General features: G+C 57.6%; 12 protein-coding genes and 1 riboswitch. All 12 genes read right to left on the reverse strand.

The window, feature by feature from the left end; genetic code table 11:
* Positions 1–44: 44 nt before the first annotated feature.
* Positions 45–803, reverse strand: coding sequence for an ABC transporter ATP-binding protein (locus ALIPUT_RS06635; protein ID WP_004329028.1), 759 nt, complete (start codon positions 801–803; stop codon positions 45–47).
* Positions 800–1804: an iron ABC transporter permease gene (locus tag ALIPUT_RS06640; protein ID WP_004329029.1), complete on the reverse strand. Its 1005-nt coding sequence runs from the start codon at positions 1802–1804 to the stop codon at positions 800–802. Before ALIPUT_RS06640 ends, ALIPUT_RS06635 begins: the two co-directional genes overlap by 4 nt.
* 4 nt (positions 1805–1808) lie before the next feature.
* The gene (locus ALIPUT_RS06645) at positions 1809–2945 is read right to left on the reverse strand and encodes an ABC transporter substrate-binding protein (protein WP_004329030.1); all 1137 of its coding nucleotides are present in this window, start codon (positions 2943–2945) and stop codon (positions 1809–1811) included.
* Between the two features lie 51 nt (positions 2946–2996).
* Positions 2997–5120, reverse strand: coding sequence for a TonB-dependent receptor (locus tag ALIPUT_RS06650; protein WP_004329031.1), 2124 nt, complete (start codon positions 5118–5120; stop codon positions 2997–2999).
* The gene (locus tag ALIPUT_RS06655) at positions 5117–7276 is read right to left on the reverse strand and encodes a hypothetical protein (protein ID WP_004329032.1); all 2160 of its coding nucleotides are present in this window, start codon (positions 7274–7276) and stop codon (positions 5117–5119) included. Before ALIPUT_RS06655 ends, ALIPUT_RS06650 begins: the two co-directional genes overlap by 4 nt.
* A gap of 8 nt (positions 7277–7284) precedes the next feature.
* A complete protein-coding gene (locus tag ALIPUT_RS06660) occupies positions 7285–9135 on the reverse strand; it encodes a PKD-like domain-containing protein (RefSeq protein WP_004329033.1) in 1851 nt (616 codons plus the stop codon).
* Positions 9136–9158: 23 nt separating this feature from the next.
* Positions 9159–10250, reverse strand: coding sequence for a YncE family protein (locus ALIPUT_RS06665; RefSeq protein WP_004329034.1), 1092 nt, complete (start codon positions 10248–10250; stop codon positions 9159–9161).
* A 4-nt stretch (positions 10251–10254) separates the two neighbouring features.
* Positions 10255–12543 carry a DUF5074 domain-containing protein gene (locus ALIPUT_RS06670; protein WP_147554471.1) on the reverse strand — a complete coding sequence of 763 codons (2289 nt, stop codon included), beginning with the start codon at positions 12541–12543 and terminating at the stop codon, positions 10255–10257.
* Positions 12544–12629: 86 nt separating this feature from the next.
* A complete protein-coding gene (locus tag ALIPUT_RS06675) occupies positions 12630–16817 on the reverse strand; it encodes a leucine-rich repeat domain-containing protein (RefSeq protein WP_004329036.1) in 4188 nt (1395 codons plus the stop codon).
* 21 nt (positions 16818–16838) lie between these two features.
* Entirely contained in the window at positions 16839–17774 is a 936-nt protein-coding gene (locus tag ALIPUT_RS06680; RefSeq protein ID WP_004329037.1) for a DUF4988 domain-containing protein, read from the reverse strand.
* Between the two features lie 360 nt (positions 17775–18134).
* Positions 18135–18342, reverse strand: a riboswitch (cobalamin riboswitch).
* Between the two features lie 88 nt (positions 18343–18430).
* Entirely contained in the window at positions 18431–18796 is a 366-nt protein-coding gene (locus ALIPUT_RS06685; protein WP_004329040.1) for a DMT family protein, read from the reverse strand.
* A complete protein-coding gene (locus ALIPUT_RS06690; RefSeq protein WP_004329041.1) occupies positions 18793–19452 on the reverse strand; it encodes an HAD family hydrolase in 660 nt (219 codons plus the stop codon). The genes ALIPUT_RS06685 and ALIPUT_RS06690 overlap by 4 nt, the downstream gene beginning before the upstream one ends.
* Positions 19453–19591: the final 139 nt, after the last annotated feature.

Here is a 19591-nt window from a genome sequence, read left to right on the forward strand (position 1 = left end):
ACGAATCGATGTATTCCGCCCGTGATATATTTACAATGAGTCTGTTACTTGCGGACTTTGATCGTGCCGCTCTCCGTGTCGAAGGTGACGAACGAATTGCTGAACAGCCGTTCGATGTAGCCGCTGCACGCCATATCCGGGGTCGGAAGGTAGCGCAGCACGGGTGGGTCGATCAGGGCGATCGAGTCGCAGAGCGAAAGGGCGATGTCCAGTTCGTGCGTCGAGAAGAGGATGCACTTGCGGTGGTCGTGTGCCAGCCGTCGCAGCAGCGTGCAGAGTTCGTAACGGTTCGGCAGGTCGAGGAACGAGGTCGGTTCGTCGAGCAGGATGATCGGGGTGTCCTGGGCCAGGGCCCGGGCGATCATTACCCGCTGGCATTCGCCGTCGGACATGCGGTCCATCGTTTTTCCGGCGAAAGCTGCCATGCCGACTAGTTCCAGCGAGCGTTCCACGATGGCTTTGTCCTGTTCCTGTACGCGTCCGATCCAGTTGGTGTAGGGGGCTCGTCCGAGGGCTACGACATCTTCGCACCGTAGGTTGGGAATGCGGACCCGTTCCGTGGTGACGAAGCTGACGGTGGTGGCCAGTTGCTGGGGTGAGAGCGTTTCCAGAGAGTGTCCGTCGAGCCGGATTTCGCCCCCCAGCCGTTCGCCGAGGCCGGCGATAGCCCGCAGCAGGGTCGATTTTCCCGTACCGTTGCGGCCTACGAGGGCGACCAGTTCCCCGGCGGGAATCGTCGCCGAGGCGTGTTGCAGCAGAATGCGGTGGCCGTAACCGATAGTAAGGTCGTTCAGTCGGATCATACGATGCTTTTGTTACGGATGACGACCCAGATGACGATGGGGATGCCCAATAGCGCCGTGATCGTGTTGATGGGGAAGGTGAGGAGTTTGGCCAGCACGTCGCAAAGGAGCATCACCACGATGCCCGTAAGGATCGAGGCCGGGACCAGAATCCGATGGTCGGCATCGGCGAAGAGAATGCGGGCGACGTGCGGGACGGCCAGGCCGATGAATCCGATCGGGCCGCAGAAAGCGGTGACCGTACCGGCCAGCAGGGTGGTGGAGAGGAAGATCAACTGCCGCGAACGGCGGATGTCGAGTCCCATCGTGCGGGCGTAGTTTTCGCCCAGCAGGAGCAGGTTCAGAGGTTTGATGACCGCGACGGCCAGCACGAGTCCGAGAACGACGGCAGGAAGCAGCAGACCGAGCTGTCCGAGCGTAACGTCGCCGAGCGATCCCATCGTCCAGACGACGAAAGATTTGAGGGCGGCTTCGTTGCTCAGGTATTGCAGGATCTGCACGACGGCTCCGACACCCGACGAAAACATCATGCCCAGGATGAGAATGACCATGATGTCTTTGATTCGGCGGCTGACCGCAGCGATCAGCATCAGGATCAGCGCCGAGCCGATCCAGGCAGCGCCCGCAATGCCGAGGGTGGAGATTAGCGGGTGTCCCGTGAGGCCCAGAAGCGGAGCGCCCAGCAGGAAGATCGCTACGCCGAGGCTCGCGCCGGAGCTGATGCCCAGCACGTATGGTCCGGCCAGCGGATTGCGGAAGAGGGTCTGCATTTGCAGGCCGCTCACGGCGAGGGCGGCGCCGGCCAGCAGAGCGACTACGGCTTTCAGCAGGCGGATGTTCAGGATAATCTTCGTTGTGACGGGGTCGTTTCCGCTGCCCGTCAGTGCGGCGAGGACTTCGCGGATCGGGATGGGTACGGCTCCGACCGAGAGATCGACGACGAAAAGTACCGCCGCCAGAACTCCGAACAGGAGAAAGAGGATGCGCTGCCGTCGTTGCATCGGTTTAGTTCAGTTTTCGGTAATAGGTCGGTTCGGCATCCGTCAATTCCGGGTGGAAGATGCGGATCAGATCTTGCAGAATCAGGTCCGGGTGTATGACGCCCGATTCCCAGTAGTCGTTGCCGCCCGAGGGGTTGGTGCGCCGGTTGTTGTTATAGACCCTCCCTTCCCGCACGGGGCGCGTATCCATGAATTTGGGGACGATCTCCGCTAGTTCCTTGAGCGATGCGGCGGAGCCGACGTTGATCCAGCAGTCGGACATTTCGGCCAGCCGGTATGCCTCCTCCGTGTCGATGGGGCGCGACTGATTGCCCGTGTCCTGGGTATAGACGTATTGTCCTCCTGCGTCGGCGATCAGCCGGGCGACATAGCTCGAAGGCGGAGCCATCAGCCAGGAGTCGCCGTAGGGAGTGTTCAGCATGACGACGGGTTTTCGTTCGGCTTTCGCCGCGAGGGTTTTCAGGCTGTCGTAACGGAGGGGTATTTCGCGGAACACCTCTTCGCCCCGTTCGCGCATTCCGGCGATTTCCGCTACGGCCACGAGCCATTCGGCCTTGCCCAGCGGCGACTGTTCGAGGTACTCGCCCATATAGGCGTAGGGAATACCCAGTTCGCGGAGCTTGGGTTCCATGGCGCTGGCGCCGCTGACGCCGAACAGCAGCACGATGTCCGGGGAGAGCGAAAGCAGCCGCTCGTAGTTCATGTTGCCGTCGTAGCCCACGTCGCCGATCTGTTCCTTGTGCGAGGCGACGTAGGGGTTGCTGATGTAGTCGATGCCCGATACGCCGACTACCCGCTGCGGTTCGCCCAGGGCGTCGAGCATGGCGATGTAGGTCGAGGACATGCAGACGATGCGCCGGGCGTCGCCGTCGAGTACCTGTCCCGGAAAATCCGCCGGAGCCTGTTCGCCGTTGCGGGCGATGAAGAGCTGCGTTTCCTCGCCTTCGGCTCCCTGCCACGGGGCGTATGTCTTCAGTATCGTGCTTTTCATCCCTTCCGCTCCGAAAATTTCGAAGCCCGAGGAGTAGGCGGGGGCGTAGAGGCTGATGTCGAAATCCCCGAGCGAGGCGGCGGATCGGTGGTGACAGGCGGTTGCGGCCGCGAGGATCGCCGACAACAGGATATAAAGTAGTTTTTTCATTGTCAGAGTTTCGTTTTCAGCCCGGTCGGAGTTTCGAGGGGCGGTGCAAAGTTACTGTTTTTTATTCCGTTTTCCCCATTTAGGGCGGATGTCGAGGAAAATCTCGTAGTTCAGCCGGGGCATCGGGCGCGAAAGCACCGATTGATACTCTTCGTTGAAGAGGTTGTTGATGACTCCTTTAAGCGAGAGGTCGGCCCAGCGGAACGAGAAGGCTTTTTCGAGCGAAATGTCGCTCATGAAGTAAGGCTTCACACGTCCGATCTTGGTCTTCATATCGTTGTCCGAGGTGGTGAAACGCTCGCTGTAATAGCACCATTTGTAGGTGAACCGCCACGAACGGTAGGTCAGGTGCCCCGTTACCGAAGCCGAAAATTCGGGGATGTAAACGAGCTGTTTGCCGATCGCCTTGTCGTACCAGTCCACCGGGTCGCCGTGGTTGATCGAGGGGGTCCACGAGAAGTTGCCGTCGGCGCTCAACTGCCAGTCTTTGGCCAACTGTACGTCCAGCCCCGCTTTCACCTCCACGCCGTAGGCATGCACCTCCTTGACGTTTTTGGGCGTCCAGAATCCTTTGGCCGTAGGCAGCCAGACGATCCAGTTGTCGATGTAGGAGTCGAACCAAGTGGCTTCGCCCCGCAGGGTGTAAACTCCGTCGCGGCCCGTAGCGAACGACAGACCGGCGTCGTAGGTGAAGCCGTGCTCCTTTTTCAGGTCGGGGTTGCCGCCCGGCAGGAAGTAGAGGTCGTTCAGCGACGGGAAGCGGTAGTTGCGCGAAATGGAGGCCTTGGCGACGAGGTTGCCGCGTTTCGAGATCAGATAGTCGGTGAAGAAGGCCGGAATGATCGGTGTCCACTCCGAGCCGAACATCTCTTCGCGCAGGCCTATCGAAAGGCCCAGGCGCTCGGTGGGGCGGTAGCGGATCGACACGTATCCCGACAGTTCGATGCGTCCTTTGTCATAACCGACGGGCACTTTGGTTTTGTTGCCGTTGGGATCGGTCGGCTGCTGGTTATCCATCGGGATAATGTTTTTGTCGATGCTTCGTACCAGATGCTGGTGTGCCGAAACGGTTGCCGTGAAGAGCCACTTCTCCCCGAGGTAGTATTCTCCGTCCACCTGGCCGAAGAAGGTGTTGATCGTGCTGCGCGAGCGGATCATCTTCTCCATTTTTCCGTTGCCGAGTTCCCGTTCGTAGTCGTAGGCCATCCAGGTATGGATATAACCGGCTTTGACGCCCACTTTCCACTTTTTGCGCAGGTGATCCCACGAAAGGATGCTGCGCAGGGTTTGTTCGCGCTGTTGGTTCAGGTAGTCGTCGTTCTCCTTGTGATCGACCGACAGCATCGGAAGTCCCCGCTTCGAATTGACATACCAGGCCTGCAATCCGAAACGGTCGCCGTGTCCGGTATTGTAATAGACTTCCTGCAACGCGTGGAAATCGTGGTATGCACCGCTTTTGTTGCGTTCGATCGGGTAGTAGGAGCCGATGATGTTGTGGTCGTCGTCCAGGATAAGCACGTTTTTATCGTAGTTTCTGTACTTGAAGTCGTTTGGCGAGGAGGAATAGACGACGCGTGTCGAAGTTTGCCAGCGGTCGTTGCCGTAGGTGAGGCGCAAAAACTCGTCGAAAGTCGAAAACGAGCCGACACCCTGCGTGTATTGCAGGTTGAAACCGTCCGCATCGGCAGGGCGCGTGGAGAGCTTGACCGCCCCGCCCAGGCCGCCGCCCGCCTCATTGACCGAAGAGGTGCCGTGCAGCAGCGAGGCGTCGTCGATGAAGTAGGAGGGGATCATCGAGAAGTCCGTCATGCCCAGCATCGGGGAGTTGATTCGCATACCGTTCCACGTCACCTGCGTATGCGAGGGCGACGTACCGCGGAACGCCACGGTCGAAAGGGTGGCGCGGCCGTACTGTTTGACGAAAATCGACGTGTTGAAAGTCAGGATGTCCGCCATCGAGAGTGCGATGTTTTCATGCAATATCGTAGTGTCGAGCTGGGTTTTCTGGATGCCGATCTCCTTCATCGGCCGCCGTGCCGTGACATTGACTTCGCGGATGGGAACGGCATACGAAGGATTGCCGTTCCACCACTCGCTTTTTTTGATTTTCTCCTCCTGTGCAAGCCCGGTGAGCGTTGTGAGGCACAGTACGATTGTCAATAGGTGTTTCATCATTTGGATTCGGCTCCGGTTTCGCCGTCGAGCATTTGTTGATATGTAGGGTTATAGCTGCAGTCTGTCACGCTCCAGGTCTGTTCGGAGAGTCGGGGAAGGACCTGCGTGAAGGTCGAGAAATCCGTTACCGACGAGAGGTTGCCGATGCGGATCGCCCCGGCAGCGGTCAGGGCGGAGAAATCGAGCGTTGCGACCGACCTGTTTTTGTAGGCCGTGTGTCCGACGCTGATTTCTCCCGCGACGCTCTGCAGGGAGGGGAAGCGGAACGCGACGGCCCGGTCGGTCGATGTGTTCCAGGTGGATACCAGCATGCTGCCGTTTACCCGTTGCAGGCTCGGCAGGATGAATTCACCCGCGCAACCCGAAGGCATCGTGTAGAGGGCGTAGTCGTCTGCCGGATCATCCGAAACGGGCTCTCCGTTGCCGACGGTTTCCAGCAGCGGAAATTCGAGGACGGTGAACGACGAGGCACCTACGTAGAACGAGAGCTGCCGGCCGACGTTTTTCAGCCGGGGAAACGAAGCCGAATTCGCTTCGCCTGCCTTGCCGCAGTTGCGGCAGAGAAGCGTTCCCCGCACTTCGACGAGATTCGGCAGCGAGAGCGTGAACGGGGCTTGCGATCCGCAATTTTCGATCGTGAGGTCATCGCAGCTTTCCGTCGGCAAAGAGAGTTCGGAAACATGCGTGAATCCGGCGATCCGCAGGGTATCGAGGTTTTTGAACCCGGTGATTCCGAAAGGCATCGCTTCCGGTTGCGGCGTCAGCGACGAGGCGTCGATCCGCAGCGAGCCGCCGAAATCGCCGCCCCGGAGCTCCGTCAGTCGCGTCGCGGCGACCAGACGCAGGTCGAGCGTACTGTTCGGAGAAAAAGTGCATCCCGAGAGATCCAGTACGCCTTCGAGCGACGACAGGTCGTCGATCGACAGGTCGCCTGAAATGGCTTTGAGCGCCGGAAGGAATTCCCCGAAATCCTTGATCGCGGGGAGCGTTGCCAGGCTAACGTCGCCGTCGAAACGCTCCGCTTTCGGGAAGGATAATGTTTCGATGGCCGGACACCCCGTAATTTCGAGCGATCCGGCGTCGGTGAGTGCCGGCAGCAGGACCGATCGCAAAATAGGGCAGTCGGTGACGGTGATGTTCCCGGTGGTTTCGATCAGCGGAAATTCGAACGTATTGGCCAGAGCGAGATGTTCGTAGCGAAGCGCTCCGGCCTGGGTCAGAACACCGAACGTGGTGCCCAGTCCCGATAACCGGTCGAAGCGGGAGAGGGTAAGCGTCCCGTCGATGCGTTGCAGTTTCGGAAAATACATCTGTTCGCACGGGGCTTTGGCTTCGTCTGCGGTCGTTCCGATCAGCGTCATATTCCCGGCAACGGTGGTCAGCTCGTCGGCCGTCAGTTGGAGCAGGGCGTCCGACTGGAGGACGAAGTGCCCGGCGACGCTTTGCAGGGATTTGAAATCCGCCGTTTGCAGAGCCGTGCCGTAGACGCACAGGTCGCCTTTGATCTCTTTCAGGGCCGGGAGTGAAAGCTGCCTGAGCGTTTCGTTGGGATGGGCCGCGCTGCCGATCCGCAGCGATTCGCAGGCGGTCAGGTTTTCCAGTCCGGCCAATGTTTCACCCGTATAGGCGGCGGTGATCGTCAGGTCGCAGCGGACCGAAACGAGGTTTTTCAACCCGTCCAGATTCGTGACGGGGTTTTCTTCGTCCTCGCCTCCGATGGTGAGGTTGCCTTCGACGGTGTTGATTCCGCTCCGGGCGAAAGCGTCCACTTCGGCCTGCGTCCGAAGTGTCAGACTGCCATCGGTCGCAATGTCGGTGCGCTCTACCGTATAGAGGTAGGTGCGGTCGTTTTGATTGTCGTAGGAGCTGACCAGAAACTGCCACTCCTGGTCCCAGTCGGCGACAGTCGCCGGGTCGGGGTAGATCGAGGCGTGCTCGCATAATTCGTAGGATACCTGCGCGTCTTCCAACGATACGTTGTAGGGGATGCTTACCGTAATCCGGCCGTCGCGGATGACGGCCGGGTAGGTGTCGGCGCCGGTAGTCAGCGAAAACGATACTATGTAGTTGTCGCTGCCCCAGGGCAGTTCGGTCTTCTCTTCGCTGCATGCCGTGCACAGTAGTGCGAGGCAGCAGATTATACCTGTTATTTTCATATTCCCGCCTATTTGCCCTGGTTGATGTTTTCGTCCGTAAATCCGAATACCTCCGTGGAGTTCTCGCCCAGCCAGCCGGCTTTGGCATTGACGCCGGTCTGTACCCGGATGAAGTCGATGTATTTGAGGTTGGCGGGCTGTCCGTTCTTATCGACCGCGTTCGAGATTTTGAAATAGACCTTCATGGCGCCTGCTGCGGCATTGTCGTCCTCCGAAAGACGGTCGTTGCCGAAATTGTCGGCGTAGCCCCAGTCGTATTCGCCATTGACCCAGTAGGAGCCGTTGCCCGACTGGTCGTAGGTGCGGCTCTTCAGGCAGGGACCGTAAAGCGTATAGCTGTCCGTGCCGATCCACGCCGGGTAGTAGCTGGGCTGGTCGTGGTACTGTTTCAGGTAGTCGATCTTGCCCTTGACGCCCTGGTTGTCCTTCCATTGTACGTCGGCTCCCGAGTAGGTCGGCCGGTAATAGGTGACCGCGTAATCCTGAACGGTCTCCTCTTTGCCGTATTCCGATCCTTTGAGTTCATACCATTCGTCGTCGGGCAGGGTGTTGCCGTTGGTGTCCTGCATCACATAGACGATACCCGGTTCGGACGAACCCTTGAAGGCGTTGCCCGTGATCGAGAAGTTGTAGCCTCCCTTGTATCCGGACGAGGAGTTGTCGATGCTGTGGTCGAAGCCCACGACGATGTAGCCGCCCCAGCCGCCGAGCGATACCCAGGTATTTTTCTTCATCCGTTCTTCGGCGTAGGCGACTGCCGCTTCGGGACTGGTTTCCGTACCGGTGAATCCGCCCGAAACCAGTTCGTTGATGAACTGTCCCGGGGCCGGCGTATATTCGTACACCCGGTCCCACGTCGCGCTGCTGGCTCCCGAAGCCGGGCGGCGGTGCGACTCTTCTTCGCTGTGGCATTCGACGGTGAACTCCAGCGTAGCCCGGGTTTCATTGGTGCGCGTGATGCACTTCGAGAGGGTCATTTCGGGTTCGTCGGTGGTATCCGTTACGGTGAAAACGATCTTTTTGATTCCCGTTTCGGTCGGGGTATAGGTGTACGAAAGCTCGGTCCCGACCTCTTGTCCGTCGATCGTCCAACTGAACTTGGGGTTGGTGCCGTTCCAGATGAATGGCCGCAGAGTGATCGTGCGGTCGAGCGATACGGTGCGGGTCAGACCGTCGTATTTGCGTCCGATAGGTACCGCCGTAACCGATACCGCCAGTGCATCGACCACCTCCACCTCGATTGTCATTTCGTCCGAGCCGTCCTCGTTTTCCGTGCGCAGGGAGACTTCGTATGTTCCGGCGATCTCCTCGCAGAATTCATAGACGGCCTCATCGCCGACCGGTTCGGCTTCGGCGGCACCCGGACGGCGCAGCGTCCAGAGAAAAGTGCTGTTCTCGGCCGACTGTACGGTGGGCGCGAATTCGTATTTGCGTCCTTTCACGACCTCCAGCCCGTCGGTCTGCATGGGGAAAGAGATCAGGGGCGGCAGCAGCTCCTGTACCTCGACGAGAACCGTTTCGACGGTCGTGCCGTTCGGGGTGGTTACCTCCAGGTCGATGTAGTAGCCGTTGACGCCTTCCGAAATTTCATTGCCGGAATCGAACCGGTAGGTGAGCTGCGGTTCGGTCGAGATGATTTTGCCCGTTTCTTCCAGTTTCCATGAGTAAACGGCCCGATCGACGAACTGGTAGGAGGGCGTAATGGTGAACTCCCGGCCGACCTTGACGGGATAGACGGCCGGGTCGGTGTCGAACGTGATGATCGGCACCTGTTCGACATCGGTGGTGATGAGCTCGTCCTTGTTGCAGGCGACCGCCGTCAGAGCGAGCAATATGAAATAGATCCGTATTTTGTTCATGGATGATGATTCTTATTATATGATTAGCGCCAGCAGAAGGCGCCGGGGATGATCCCGACATAGAATTCGTCGAGCAGTTCGCCGTCGGGCGAATAGCGCAGTACGACACCGTTCTGCACGTAATCGATCGCGTCGGCGATATAGACTTCCGAATTGACAGGGTTGATCGTCAGTCCGTAGTAGAGCGTATTGTTGTAGGGAAGGAATGGTTTTACCGGAAACTTGTCGGCCGTTACCGGCAGGCGCCAGACCGCCTTGTTGATGAAGTAGAGCGTGTCGCGTGTGCCGTTGAGCTGCACTTCGGAGGGCCAGTCGCCGAATTTGAACTTGAACTGTTTCTCGATCTTGCGGGTTGCGGCGTCGATGCAGTAGAGCGATGGCGCCTCGTGTCCGTAGGGCGAACCTTCGTAGCCGCCGTCGGTCACCGTCCAGATCTTGTTGTACTTGTCCATGACCAGCGAGGTGGGCTGGATGCCCACGGTGATCTGGTCGCAGACCTTGTCGGTTTCGGTGTCGATCACCAGGATTCGGTTCTGGTACGACCAGCAGTTGGTGAAGACGTATTTGTCGTATTGCACCATCTGTTCAGTCGAACCGGTTTCGAAATCCATATCCGTTTCGACATAGCCGGTGATCTGGTAGGTCTTGGGATTGACGATGTAGATGCGCGGATCCCAGATTTGGGTGACGTAGGCTTTTTCGTCGCTCAGGAAATGGATGTAGCGGGGCGAAGTGAAGCCCGTGATGCGTCCCACCTCCTTGAAGGTGTTGATGTCGATCGCATAGATCACGCCCGAGTTGTTCACTACGATCCAACCGATACCGTTGCGGATGACCATCGACTGCGCGACGTCGCCCAGCTTGATGGCGTTGGCTCTGGCGAAAACTTCATTCTCGACATGTTTTTTCTCCGGATCGTAATAGGAGAGCGAGGCATTGCCGTACATGAAATTCCCTTCGTTGGTGATGAAGAGCCCCTTGCCGGTCACTTCGTCGCCCGAACCTATGTTGTCGATTTCGAAATCCTCTTTCTCTATCGGTCCGTAATCCATGCACGACACGGCCAGCGCCGCGCATGCACAGATTACGATTCCTCTTTTCAACCCATTGAACATAAGTCTATCTGTTTATCCATTCGTCCGAGAAACGGTAGGCGAAATCCACGCCTGCCGGACTCGCTTTCTTCTGGTAGAAGCTCGAAAACTCCAGGGCATCGCTCCGCGATACGTCATAGACATGGACGGCGCTCTGCGTATAGGTCGATTTGCCGACCCATAACTGTTCGGTCGTCGGGTGTACGCCCATGTAGCCGTAGATGATGTCGCCGCCCGAATGATCCGCATCGAGGTCTGCCGTGATGTAGTCCCAATTGACCTTGCCGGTTTCGTAGTTGTAACGCATCGCTTCATAGGCGCTGAAGTCCTGTTTGCCGATGAAATAGAGGTGCGGCTGCGTGAAGCTCGCACACATCTGCACTGTCGGCGAAGCCGTGCCCGTGCGCAGTTCGATCTGTTCGGGCAGGTTCGTTTCCGAAACGACCTCGCCGTTCGCGTCCAACGCTACGATCATAGCCGGTTTGGTGAAGCTCGCCGCACCGGTCATGCCCGAGTTTCCGGTAAATTCGCCCGTAAAGATAGCATAAATTTTCCCATCGTAACCCTTTGCGAGGTCTTTCACCTGGCGGTTTTCGTAGGTGACGGTTTTGATTACGGCATCCGTCGCGGGATCGAGGACGATCACCGAATTGCCGCGTCCGGCGAAGACCTTGCCGCGCGAGAAGATCATGCGGGCCTTGGTCGCCCCCGTTTTCGTGAAGACGCCGAATGTACCCGGGATGTCGCTCGTACGGATGATATTGGTCTGAAGGTCCACGATACGGATGCCCGAATGGGATTCGTTGTCGGCCGTGGAATATTGGATGTAGGCTTTTTCGGGACTTACGACCACGATGTGCTGCGGCCAGCAGAGGGTCGATTTTGAACTTTGGGTGGCACCCGTAGAGGTATCGATGTTTGCGTAGAACGGCATGTCGCGTGCCACGAGGCGTTTCATCGTGTGGGCATCGCAGACGACGAAGCGTCCGTCGCCGTTGAATGTAGTTCCCATGCTGCTTGTCTTGCCGTTTTGGGTAATGAAGTAGATCTTGCCGTTGGCCAGGTACATATCCTGAAGGACGTTGCCGATTTCGTTGTCGTTGATCTCCTCGTAAACCTTTTCATGATAGCGCATGTGTTGGTCGAAATAGACGATCGTGCCGTTCTCCGAGGTCATGTTGCCCTCTATGAGGACGAACGTGCCTTCGGGATGGGTGAAGTCGAGCACGTAGTACTCCTGCGAGAGGATCGGTTTGTCGTCGGACTGGATCGTTACGGTGTTTTCCAAATCCATTCCGTCGGTGTATTCCGCAGGAGGAGCGATCAGGAGCGAACGCCGTGCGATATCGAAATCGGCCGTCCAGCCTGCCGGTGCCGATGTCATTTCGACCGTGGGAATCCATCCTCCGGCCGTCAGTGCATACGCTTCCGAAGCGCCGTATTTCATACAAACGGGTTCGTCCGAATCCTCCAGCCCCTGAATTTCGAGGCTGCCTCCGTCGCGCTTGGTAATCTCGGTCGTCAGGCGGTAGATACGGCCCGCTTCGAAATTGCGTCCGGTTTTGGTCTCGGTATAGACGCTGCCGTCGGCGAAGGTGTAGGTTACGTGTATTTCCTCTGCGCTGCAATCCGCCGGATAGACGACCGCTGCGGCGAATACGCTCGCGGTGCTGCTCGTCGCGGGCAGTTCGACACCCTCCTTGCCGAACGAAAGCGTTACGGCGTTGTTCGCATCGGTCGCATCGCTGAATCCGGTGCCGTCGAAGGTGCGCGTACCGGTCAGTACGGTCGAGGCGTCGGTCGCTGCCAGCGTGACGGAAACGAGCTTCTCCTTCACGTCCTGCGACCAGGGGTTGAACCAGACGTAAGCGGTGGCGTGCGAGAGGGTGAATCGTCCTTCGGAGTCGGTCGTGGCATAGCCGAAATCGCCGTTCGGTCCGAGTTGCAGTTTGCCCGGCTCCGCCTGGCGTTGTTCGGTCGGAACGACGGCTTCGGCGTCGGTGCCGGTCATGTTGTAATAAATCCGGTAGGGTGCAGCCCCCGGGAGGTTCGTGAATCCGAAGTCGGCGACATTGCCGTCCGTTCCCGCTTCGGCGCTCTGTACGCCGCCTGCCCAGATTCGGTCGCCGGTGCTCCATTGAAATTGAATTTCGGTCCCGTCGCCAGGCACGAATTGAGTGCGGCTCGCGGTGCCGGAAATACCCGTGAGGGCTACCTCCCGTCCGGGTTGGGGACCGACTTCGGGAAGTTCCTCGATGTCCGAGGTGCAGGCCGCCAGGCCGAGTCCTGCGAGGATGTATAGTAATTTTTTCATGGCGATTCGATTAAATGCGGATGAAAATGCCTGCAATCCGGGGAGGATTGCCGACATTTTCACCGCGCGATCATTCTATTTTAGTGTTAGCCTTCCACATCGTATTTGAAGGCGAATCCATAAGTTGAGGAGGTCAATTTAACCCACGAAGAGTCGGCGTAGGCTCCCGTACCGCCGACCAGATCGGCCGATTTCGGAAGGTGGATGATCCGGTTCTCAGCAGGGACGTCTTTGCCTGCAACGGGACTCCAACCGCCGCCGAAGGGACCGGTACCGTAGTCGTCCTTCAGGGTCGGCGGGGTAGTTGCCCGACAGATGATGTCACCCAGCAAGGGGCAGCCTTTCGAGTAGCCGACGAAACAGTATGCTTCGAGTGTTTTCATATTCTTGCCTAACGAAATCTTAGCCAGTTTTGGACAATCTCCGAAGGCATTCTGCCCGAGTGTTTCCGTGGCATCCGGGAGGATGATCTCGGTCAGCTCTCCGCAATTTTGGAATGCGGAATTCTCGATCGTTTTTACACCCTGACCGAAGTTGATCGTTGTCAGCGAGCAGCCGTTGAATGCGCTTGCTCCGATCTTCGTGACGGAATTGGGCAGGGTTACGGAGGTCAGTTTGGTGTTCTGGAACATGTAGTTGCCGATTTCGGTCACACCCTCCTCGACAGTCACGCTGACGAGCGATGCGCAGGAGTCGAAAGCGTTCGATCCGTAGCTGATGTCTTTCAGTACCGTTACCGAAGTCATGCCCGTTTTTTGGAAGGCCGCCGAAGCGGTCGCCGTGACGTTCTGCGGGAATACGATGCCTGCGAGGTTCGCATTCGACTTGAACGAATTCGGGAAAGTTGTCGATTCATAGACGACTTCGGAGAAATCCACCGTGGCAGGGGCTGCGAGAGCCAGAACTGCATCGGCTACGGATTTCATTTGAGCGGTCGTCATCACCGTATTGTCACCGGCCGTCTTGACGTACAGCGTAGTGAAGGTTTGCGGAATTTCCGATTTCCAGGGATCTTCGCCGGAAGCGCGGTAGTAAAGGCCTTCGCTCAGGTAGTCGGGACCGAGCGCCTCCATCGTATAGCCGCTGGCGGCTGTGGTCCAGGAGGAGTAGGCTTCGACCGACGCAACGTGGAACGTTTTGGAGCCTTGGACCGAAGTACCCGCGCCGGAGAAACTGTCGGCCTGTACCGCAGGGGCCGTTGTCGGTTCCGCATAGACGTCTGCGAGCAGTGCGGCGTTTTCGAAGGCCTTGCTGCCGATCGAGGTCAGCGTGTTGCCCGAGATGGTCAATTTGGTCAGTTTCGACCAGTTCGCGAAAGAACCGGCGCCGATCGTGGCGATTGTTTTCGGGATGGTTAGGCTCTCGATCGCGTTGTTTGTTGCGAAAGCATTGTCGCTGATGGCGGTGAGGCCTGCACCGAATTGGAGCGTAGCGATATTGGGGTTGTTGCTGAAGGCTCCGTCACCCAGCGTGGTAACGTTGTCGGGCAGGGCGAGTGCCGTCAGGCCGCAGTCGGCGAAAGCACGATCGCCGAGGGTCGTCACACCGGTGCCCAATGTCAGGGTCGCCAGTTTGGAGCAGCCGTCGAAAGCGCTCGTACCGATCGTTTCGATCGACTTGGGGATGGTGACGGTCGTGATCGAAGTACAGCCTGCGAACATTTCGGCCGGGATGGTCGTTGCCGAACCGAGGGTAATGGCCGTGAGTTCGGTACAGTCGCGGAAGCTCTTTTCGCCGAGTGTCGTGGCAGAAATTTTTGCCGAGGTAAGACCGGTACCGGCGAATGCCTCGGTTCCGATGTTTTCGATCGCAGATAGGCTTGTTTCGACGAGTGCGCTACACCCTTTGAACGCTTTGTCGCCGACGGTTTTAACGCTCGACGGCAGGGTGAGGGATGCCAGCGCTGTACATCCTTCGAACGTGCTTTCGCCGATGATTTCGACACCGGTCGGAACGGTCGCCTTGGTCAGGGCCGTACAGCCTTTGAAGGCTCCGGCTGCGATCGAGGTCGTATTTTCGAAGAATTTGATCGTACCCAGTTTCGCATTGCCGGCCAGTGAGACGGGGAATTCCGTTGCTTCGAATTTCGCCATGCTCAAGTCGAGCGTCACGGGAGCGGACTGTGCCGAGATTTTGGTGACGAGGGTATTGAACTGGCTGGCGGTAAGGGCTGCATCGTCGCCTACGGTGCGTACATACAGTGCGGTGAACGTCGCAGGCAGGGTCGGAACCCAGTCGGCCTCGCGCGAAGCACGATAGTAGATGCCGTCCGTCAGTTGCTGGTCGTTGATGTCCTGCAGCGCATATCCTTGTGAGGTTACGTCCGTCCAGGCCGTTTCATAGGCATCGTAGGACGCTGCCGGAACATAGAGGATTTTCTTTCCCTCCACCTTGCTGCCGGCGCTGCCGAAGGCGGTGCTTCCCAGCGAGGGCGCATTCTTGGCCCGGCAGGTGATCGTTTGCAGATTGTTAGCCATGATGAACGTATTGCGTCCGATCGAGGTGACCTTCTCGCCCAAGTCGATCGAGGTGACGTTGGCGCAGTTCCAGAAGGCGTAGTTGGCGATCTCGGGGATGTCGATGACGATGCGGGTGAAGGCGCTGCAGCCGCCGAACGAGCGCTCGTCGAGCGATTTCAGCGTTTCGGGGAAGGTTACGTCCTGCAACTTGCCGCAGTTGTAGAAGGCGTCGTTGCCGACAGTCTCCAGCTTGGAGGGCATATTGATTGTCGTGAGGGCCGAACATGCGTTGCACAGGTTGGCCGGAATTGCAGTCAGTGCATCGGGAAACTGTATGCGTTCCAGTGATTTGCAGTTCTTGAATACGGATGATTCTATTGTAGTCACGCTTTCCGGGATCGTGATCTCTTCGAGTCCGGTCGCTTCGAATGCTTCGGCTCCGATGCTCTTCAGTGTCGAGGGCAGGGTTACATCGGTCAGAGCTGTGCAACTGTCGAATAAGAATCGTGGAATTGCTTCCACACCTTCGGGAATTACGACCGATGTCAGCAATTTGCAGCCGTAGAACGCATAGATGTCCAATGTGCGCACCGAGGAAGGAAGCTCGATGGATTCCAGTTTGGCACAGTTGCGGAAGCAGTTCTGCCCGATGGCAGTCAGGCCTTCCGGAAAGGTTATCCGCGTCAGGTTCTTACAGCCGTAGAAAGCCCCGGAATTGTAGGTGCTGGGAGTGAAAGTCTGGATATTACGGGGCAGTGCGATCTCCTGAAGATTGGTCTTGCGGGTGAAGTCCATCGGAAATTCGGTCGTGGCGAAGGTAGCTTCACCCAGGTCGATGACCGCACCGTTTGCGAGGTTGCCTGCAATCGAGGTGAGCTCTTCGGCCGAGAGGGTCGATTCGCCCAGGGTAACGACTTTCAGGTAGCCGATCGGCTCGGTCGGCAGCTCTTCCGCAACACCGGCTTCGGTCATGAAGAATGCGCCGGAGCTTTTGCAGTCGGACTTGGCGATCTGTGTCGAGAGGCGCAGCGTGTGGCCTGGGGTAAGCGTTTTGCCTGATTTGGTTTGCAGATAAACCGAACCGTCGGCGAATTTATAGACGATCGAAACCGTTGCCGTCGAAAGATCGGCGGGGTAGAGCACCATGGCGGCGAACACGTCGGTATCGTTGCTCTGCGAAGGCAGGGCGACACCCTCTTCGCCGAACGACAGGGTGACGGACGAAGAGCCTTTGCAGTCGCCCAGCTTTCCGTCGGCGAAAGCGGCTTCGCCGGCGATGGTCTGACCGCCCGATACGCTCAAGGTGATCGAGAGCAGGTTCGAGGTGACATCGCTCGAATAGGTGTCGAACCAGACGTAGGAGGTCGCATGCTCGAGCGTAAAGGTTCCGTTTTGCGCCGTTGCATAACCGAAGTCACCGTTTTGGCCCAGGTTCAACTCTCCGGCTGCCTGCTGTGTCTGCTCGGCCGGAATCAGGGCTGTTGCGGCTGCCGGGCCGGTCAGGTTGTAGAATACGTCGTACGTGTCGGCCGTTTCGAGGGATTCGAAAACGAATGTCGCCTGGCTGCCGCCTTCGGCGATGGCTTCGCTTCGGGTATTGCGTGCCCAGATGTAGTCGCCGGCGCTCCAGAGGAACGGAACGGCTCCGTCTTCGGCTCCGCCGAAACCGGTGCGGGTGCCCCGGCCGGAGAATCCGGTCAGTACGACCTGCGTATTTCCGTCAGGAGCAGGGGCGATAGGTTCTACGTCCGCATCTTTCGTGCATCCTGCGAATGCGAGCAGGAATGCGCACAATATGTATAAGTAGTTTTTCATCGGTAATCTCCTTTTTATCCGTTAGTTCCACTCTTCCCATTCGCTCGATCCGGCGCCTGCGCCGCCGAGGATTTCATCGGTGGCGAGTACCTGAACCTTGGCTATGACCGTTGCGGTAGCGCCTACGGCTACGACGGATACTTCACCCGAGGTTTCGGCATATACGTTCTCCTTGGCAGGGGCTGTGATGGTCAGCACATCGCCTTCGAGCCAGGCGCGCCAGCCGTCGGGTTTGGCGATGGCGAGGTTTTCAACGCCTTTTTGGGTAACGGCGAGGTTCTGCGAAGCGCCGAATTTCAGCGTCAGCGATGTGCGCTCGATGACGAAATTCACCTCCTTGGCTTTGGGCAGAACGATCTGATCGCCGTTGGTGAGCGTGAAGGTTACGTTTTCATCGTCCTGTACGACGCTTTTGAAGAAAGAGTCGCCGTCTTCTCCCTTATCGCCGTTCGCACCGTCCTTACCGACCGCTTTGATCGGCTGTCCGTCTTCGCCTTTGATGGTTTCGCCGTCGATCTCCCAATAGCCGTCCTTGTTGATGGTCGGGGTTTTACCGTTTTGGCCCGCAACCGGAATCTTGTTCTGGTTATCGTCGAGCAACCACTGGTCATCGCCGCCCAGCGTCCAGTAGTAGATGCCTTCGAATTGCGCGATGCCGATGGCCGGCGCCGCTGCGCCGTCTTTGCCGTTGTGCAACGTGATGGTCTTGCCGTCGTTGAAAGTGATCGTGCAGCTTCCGTCCGCCGCTTCGGTGTAGTTGGTGATGAATTTGTTTTCGTTCAGGGCGTCGATGATCGTCTTGAGCGAATTGACCTGTTCCTTCATCGAAGCGATCTCCTGTTTTAGGTTTTCGATCTCCTGGCGGATTTCGGTGTCGTCGTACTTGTCGTCCGAACAGCCCCAGGTCATTGCTGCGCAGCAGGCAGCGAGAACTAACAGCGTAAAGAATTTTTTCATAATTTAAGAATTTGATTTATTGGTTGAATTTTGTTTTCCATGTTCCGCAGAATAGGCAGGCTGTATCGGAACCCGTCGGTTCGGAGGAGGGGATTGTGCTGCGCCGAAACGACGAAGGCGTCCGCCGGAGGAAACGAATGTCCGTTCCGGAGAACGCCTGAAGCGCAGCCCGGCGAAGGCCGGGTAGAGTGAGCGCATGTCACGCCCGTTGAAATGTCAGCCGTAAAATAGCCGTAAGTCATCGATACTCCTGTCGTTTAGTCCTGTTCGGAACTTACACGCGAGGGTACAGAAGAAATACATGGAAAAATAGCGCGCCGAAGACTATCTTGCACGATTTCGACCCGAAACCCGCGGGTGTAAATCCTGATTGTCAAGGCAGGTCTTCTGACTCGTTTCCTCCGCAACGCCTTCCCAGCGATATAGCCAGTGGCAAAGAGTGCGCGAAGTTGCCCGGTCGGGGGCTGAAACTCACAGCAGCAGGTACTGTCGCCGATTTTCACGGCATTCCCTATTAATCGGCTTGGAAAAGTGATTCCAAGTCCGAACCTTGCGGGTGCAAAGGTATTGCTTTTCCGGGATTATTCGCAAACGAAATCGGAAATAAATTTCAATGAATTTTGTAATTCATTGAAAAACATGGTTTTGTTAAACGACTATTTGCGGAAGATGAAATAGACGGCCAGAATCAGGCAGACGAAACCCGCCAGGTGGTTCCACCGCAGGGTGTCCGATTTCATGAAGACGACGGCGAAGACCGTGAAGACCAGCAGGGAGATGACTTCTTGGATCACTTTGAGCTCCCAGATCGAGAAGGGGCCTCCCAGTTGGGAGCTGCCGATGCGGTTGGCCGGGACTTGGAAACAGTATTCGAACAGGGCGATCCCCCAGCTGAGCAGGATGATGGACAGCATCCCGAAGCGCTCTATTTTGGATTTGAAAGCGATATGCCCGTACCAAGCCAATGTCATAAAGGTATTGGAAAGGATCAGCAGGGCGATGGTGGCGAGGGCACGGCTCATAATAGCAGAGTATTGAGATCGGTTATCGAGGCGAAATCGTCGATGACGACATCGGCTTCCGTTTGGGTTGCGAGCGTATGACGGGGTAGAGTCGTTGCCAGGGCCACGATGCGGCCTGCTCCGGCCCGGCGGGCAGCAGTGATGCCGACCCGGGCATCCTCGAATACAAGGCATTCGGCCGAAGGCAGGTGCAGTCCTTCGGCTGCCAGCAGGTATATTTCCGGGTCGGGCTTGCAGCGGGTCACCCGGTCGCCGCTGACGATGCAGGAGAAGTAGTCGGTGATACCGCAGTTGCTGAGGACGAAATCGACGTTCTCGCGGCAGCCTGAAGAACCGACGGCGCAGCGGATTCCGCGACGGCGCAGCTCTTCGAGCAGTTCCACGAGCCCCCGTACGGGGCGGATTTCCGGAGCATAGACTTCGCGGTAGATGGCTTCTTTCTCCTCGCCGAGCGCTTTCATTCCCTTTTCGCGGATGATTTCTTCGGGCAGGATCAGGCGCATGATGTCGTCGTTACCCATGCCGAAAGCGGTCTGGAGCTTGTGCTGCCAATCTTCGACGCCGTAACGCTCGCAGAATATCTCGAATGCCTTGACGTGTGCCTGGGTATTGTTTACCAGTACGCCGTCCATATCGAACAGGACTCCCCGTATCATTTTGTTGTTTTTTGAGTCGCAAAAGTAATCATATTTCCGGGAGTTGCCGCCGAAACGACCGGGAAATTGCAGCGTAGCACTTCGAGGCGGGGCCGTAGTCTAAAATGGCGATTGTAGTTTTTTAGTACCCTTTCCGACG

This window comes from Alistipes putredinis DSM 17216 (assembly GCF_000154465.1).
GTDB classification, from domain to species: Bacteria; Bacteroidota; Bacteroidia; order Bacteroidales; family Rikenellaceae; genus Alistipes; species Alistipes putredinis.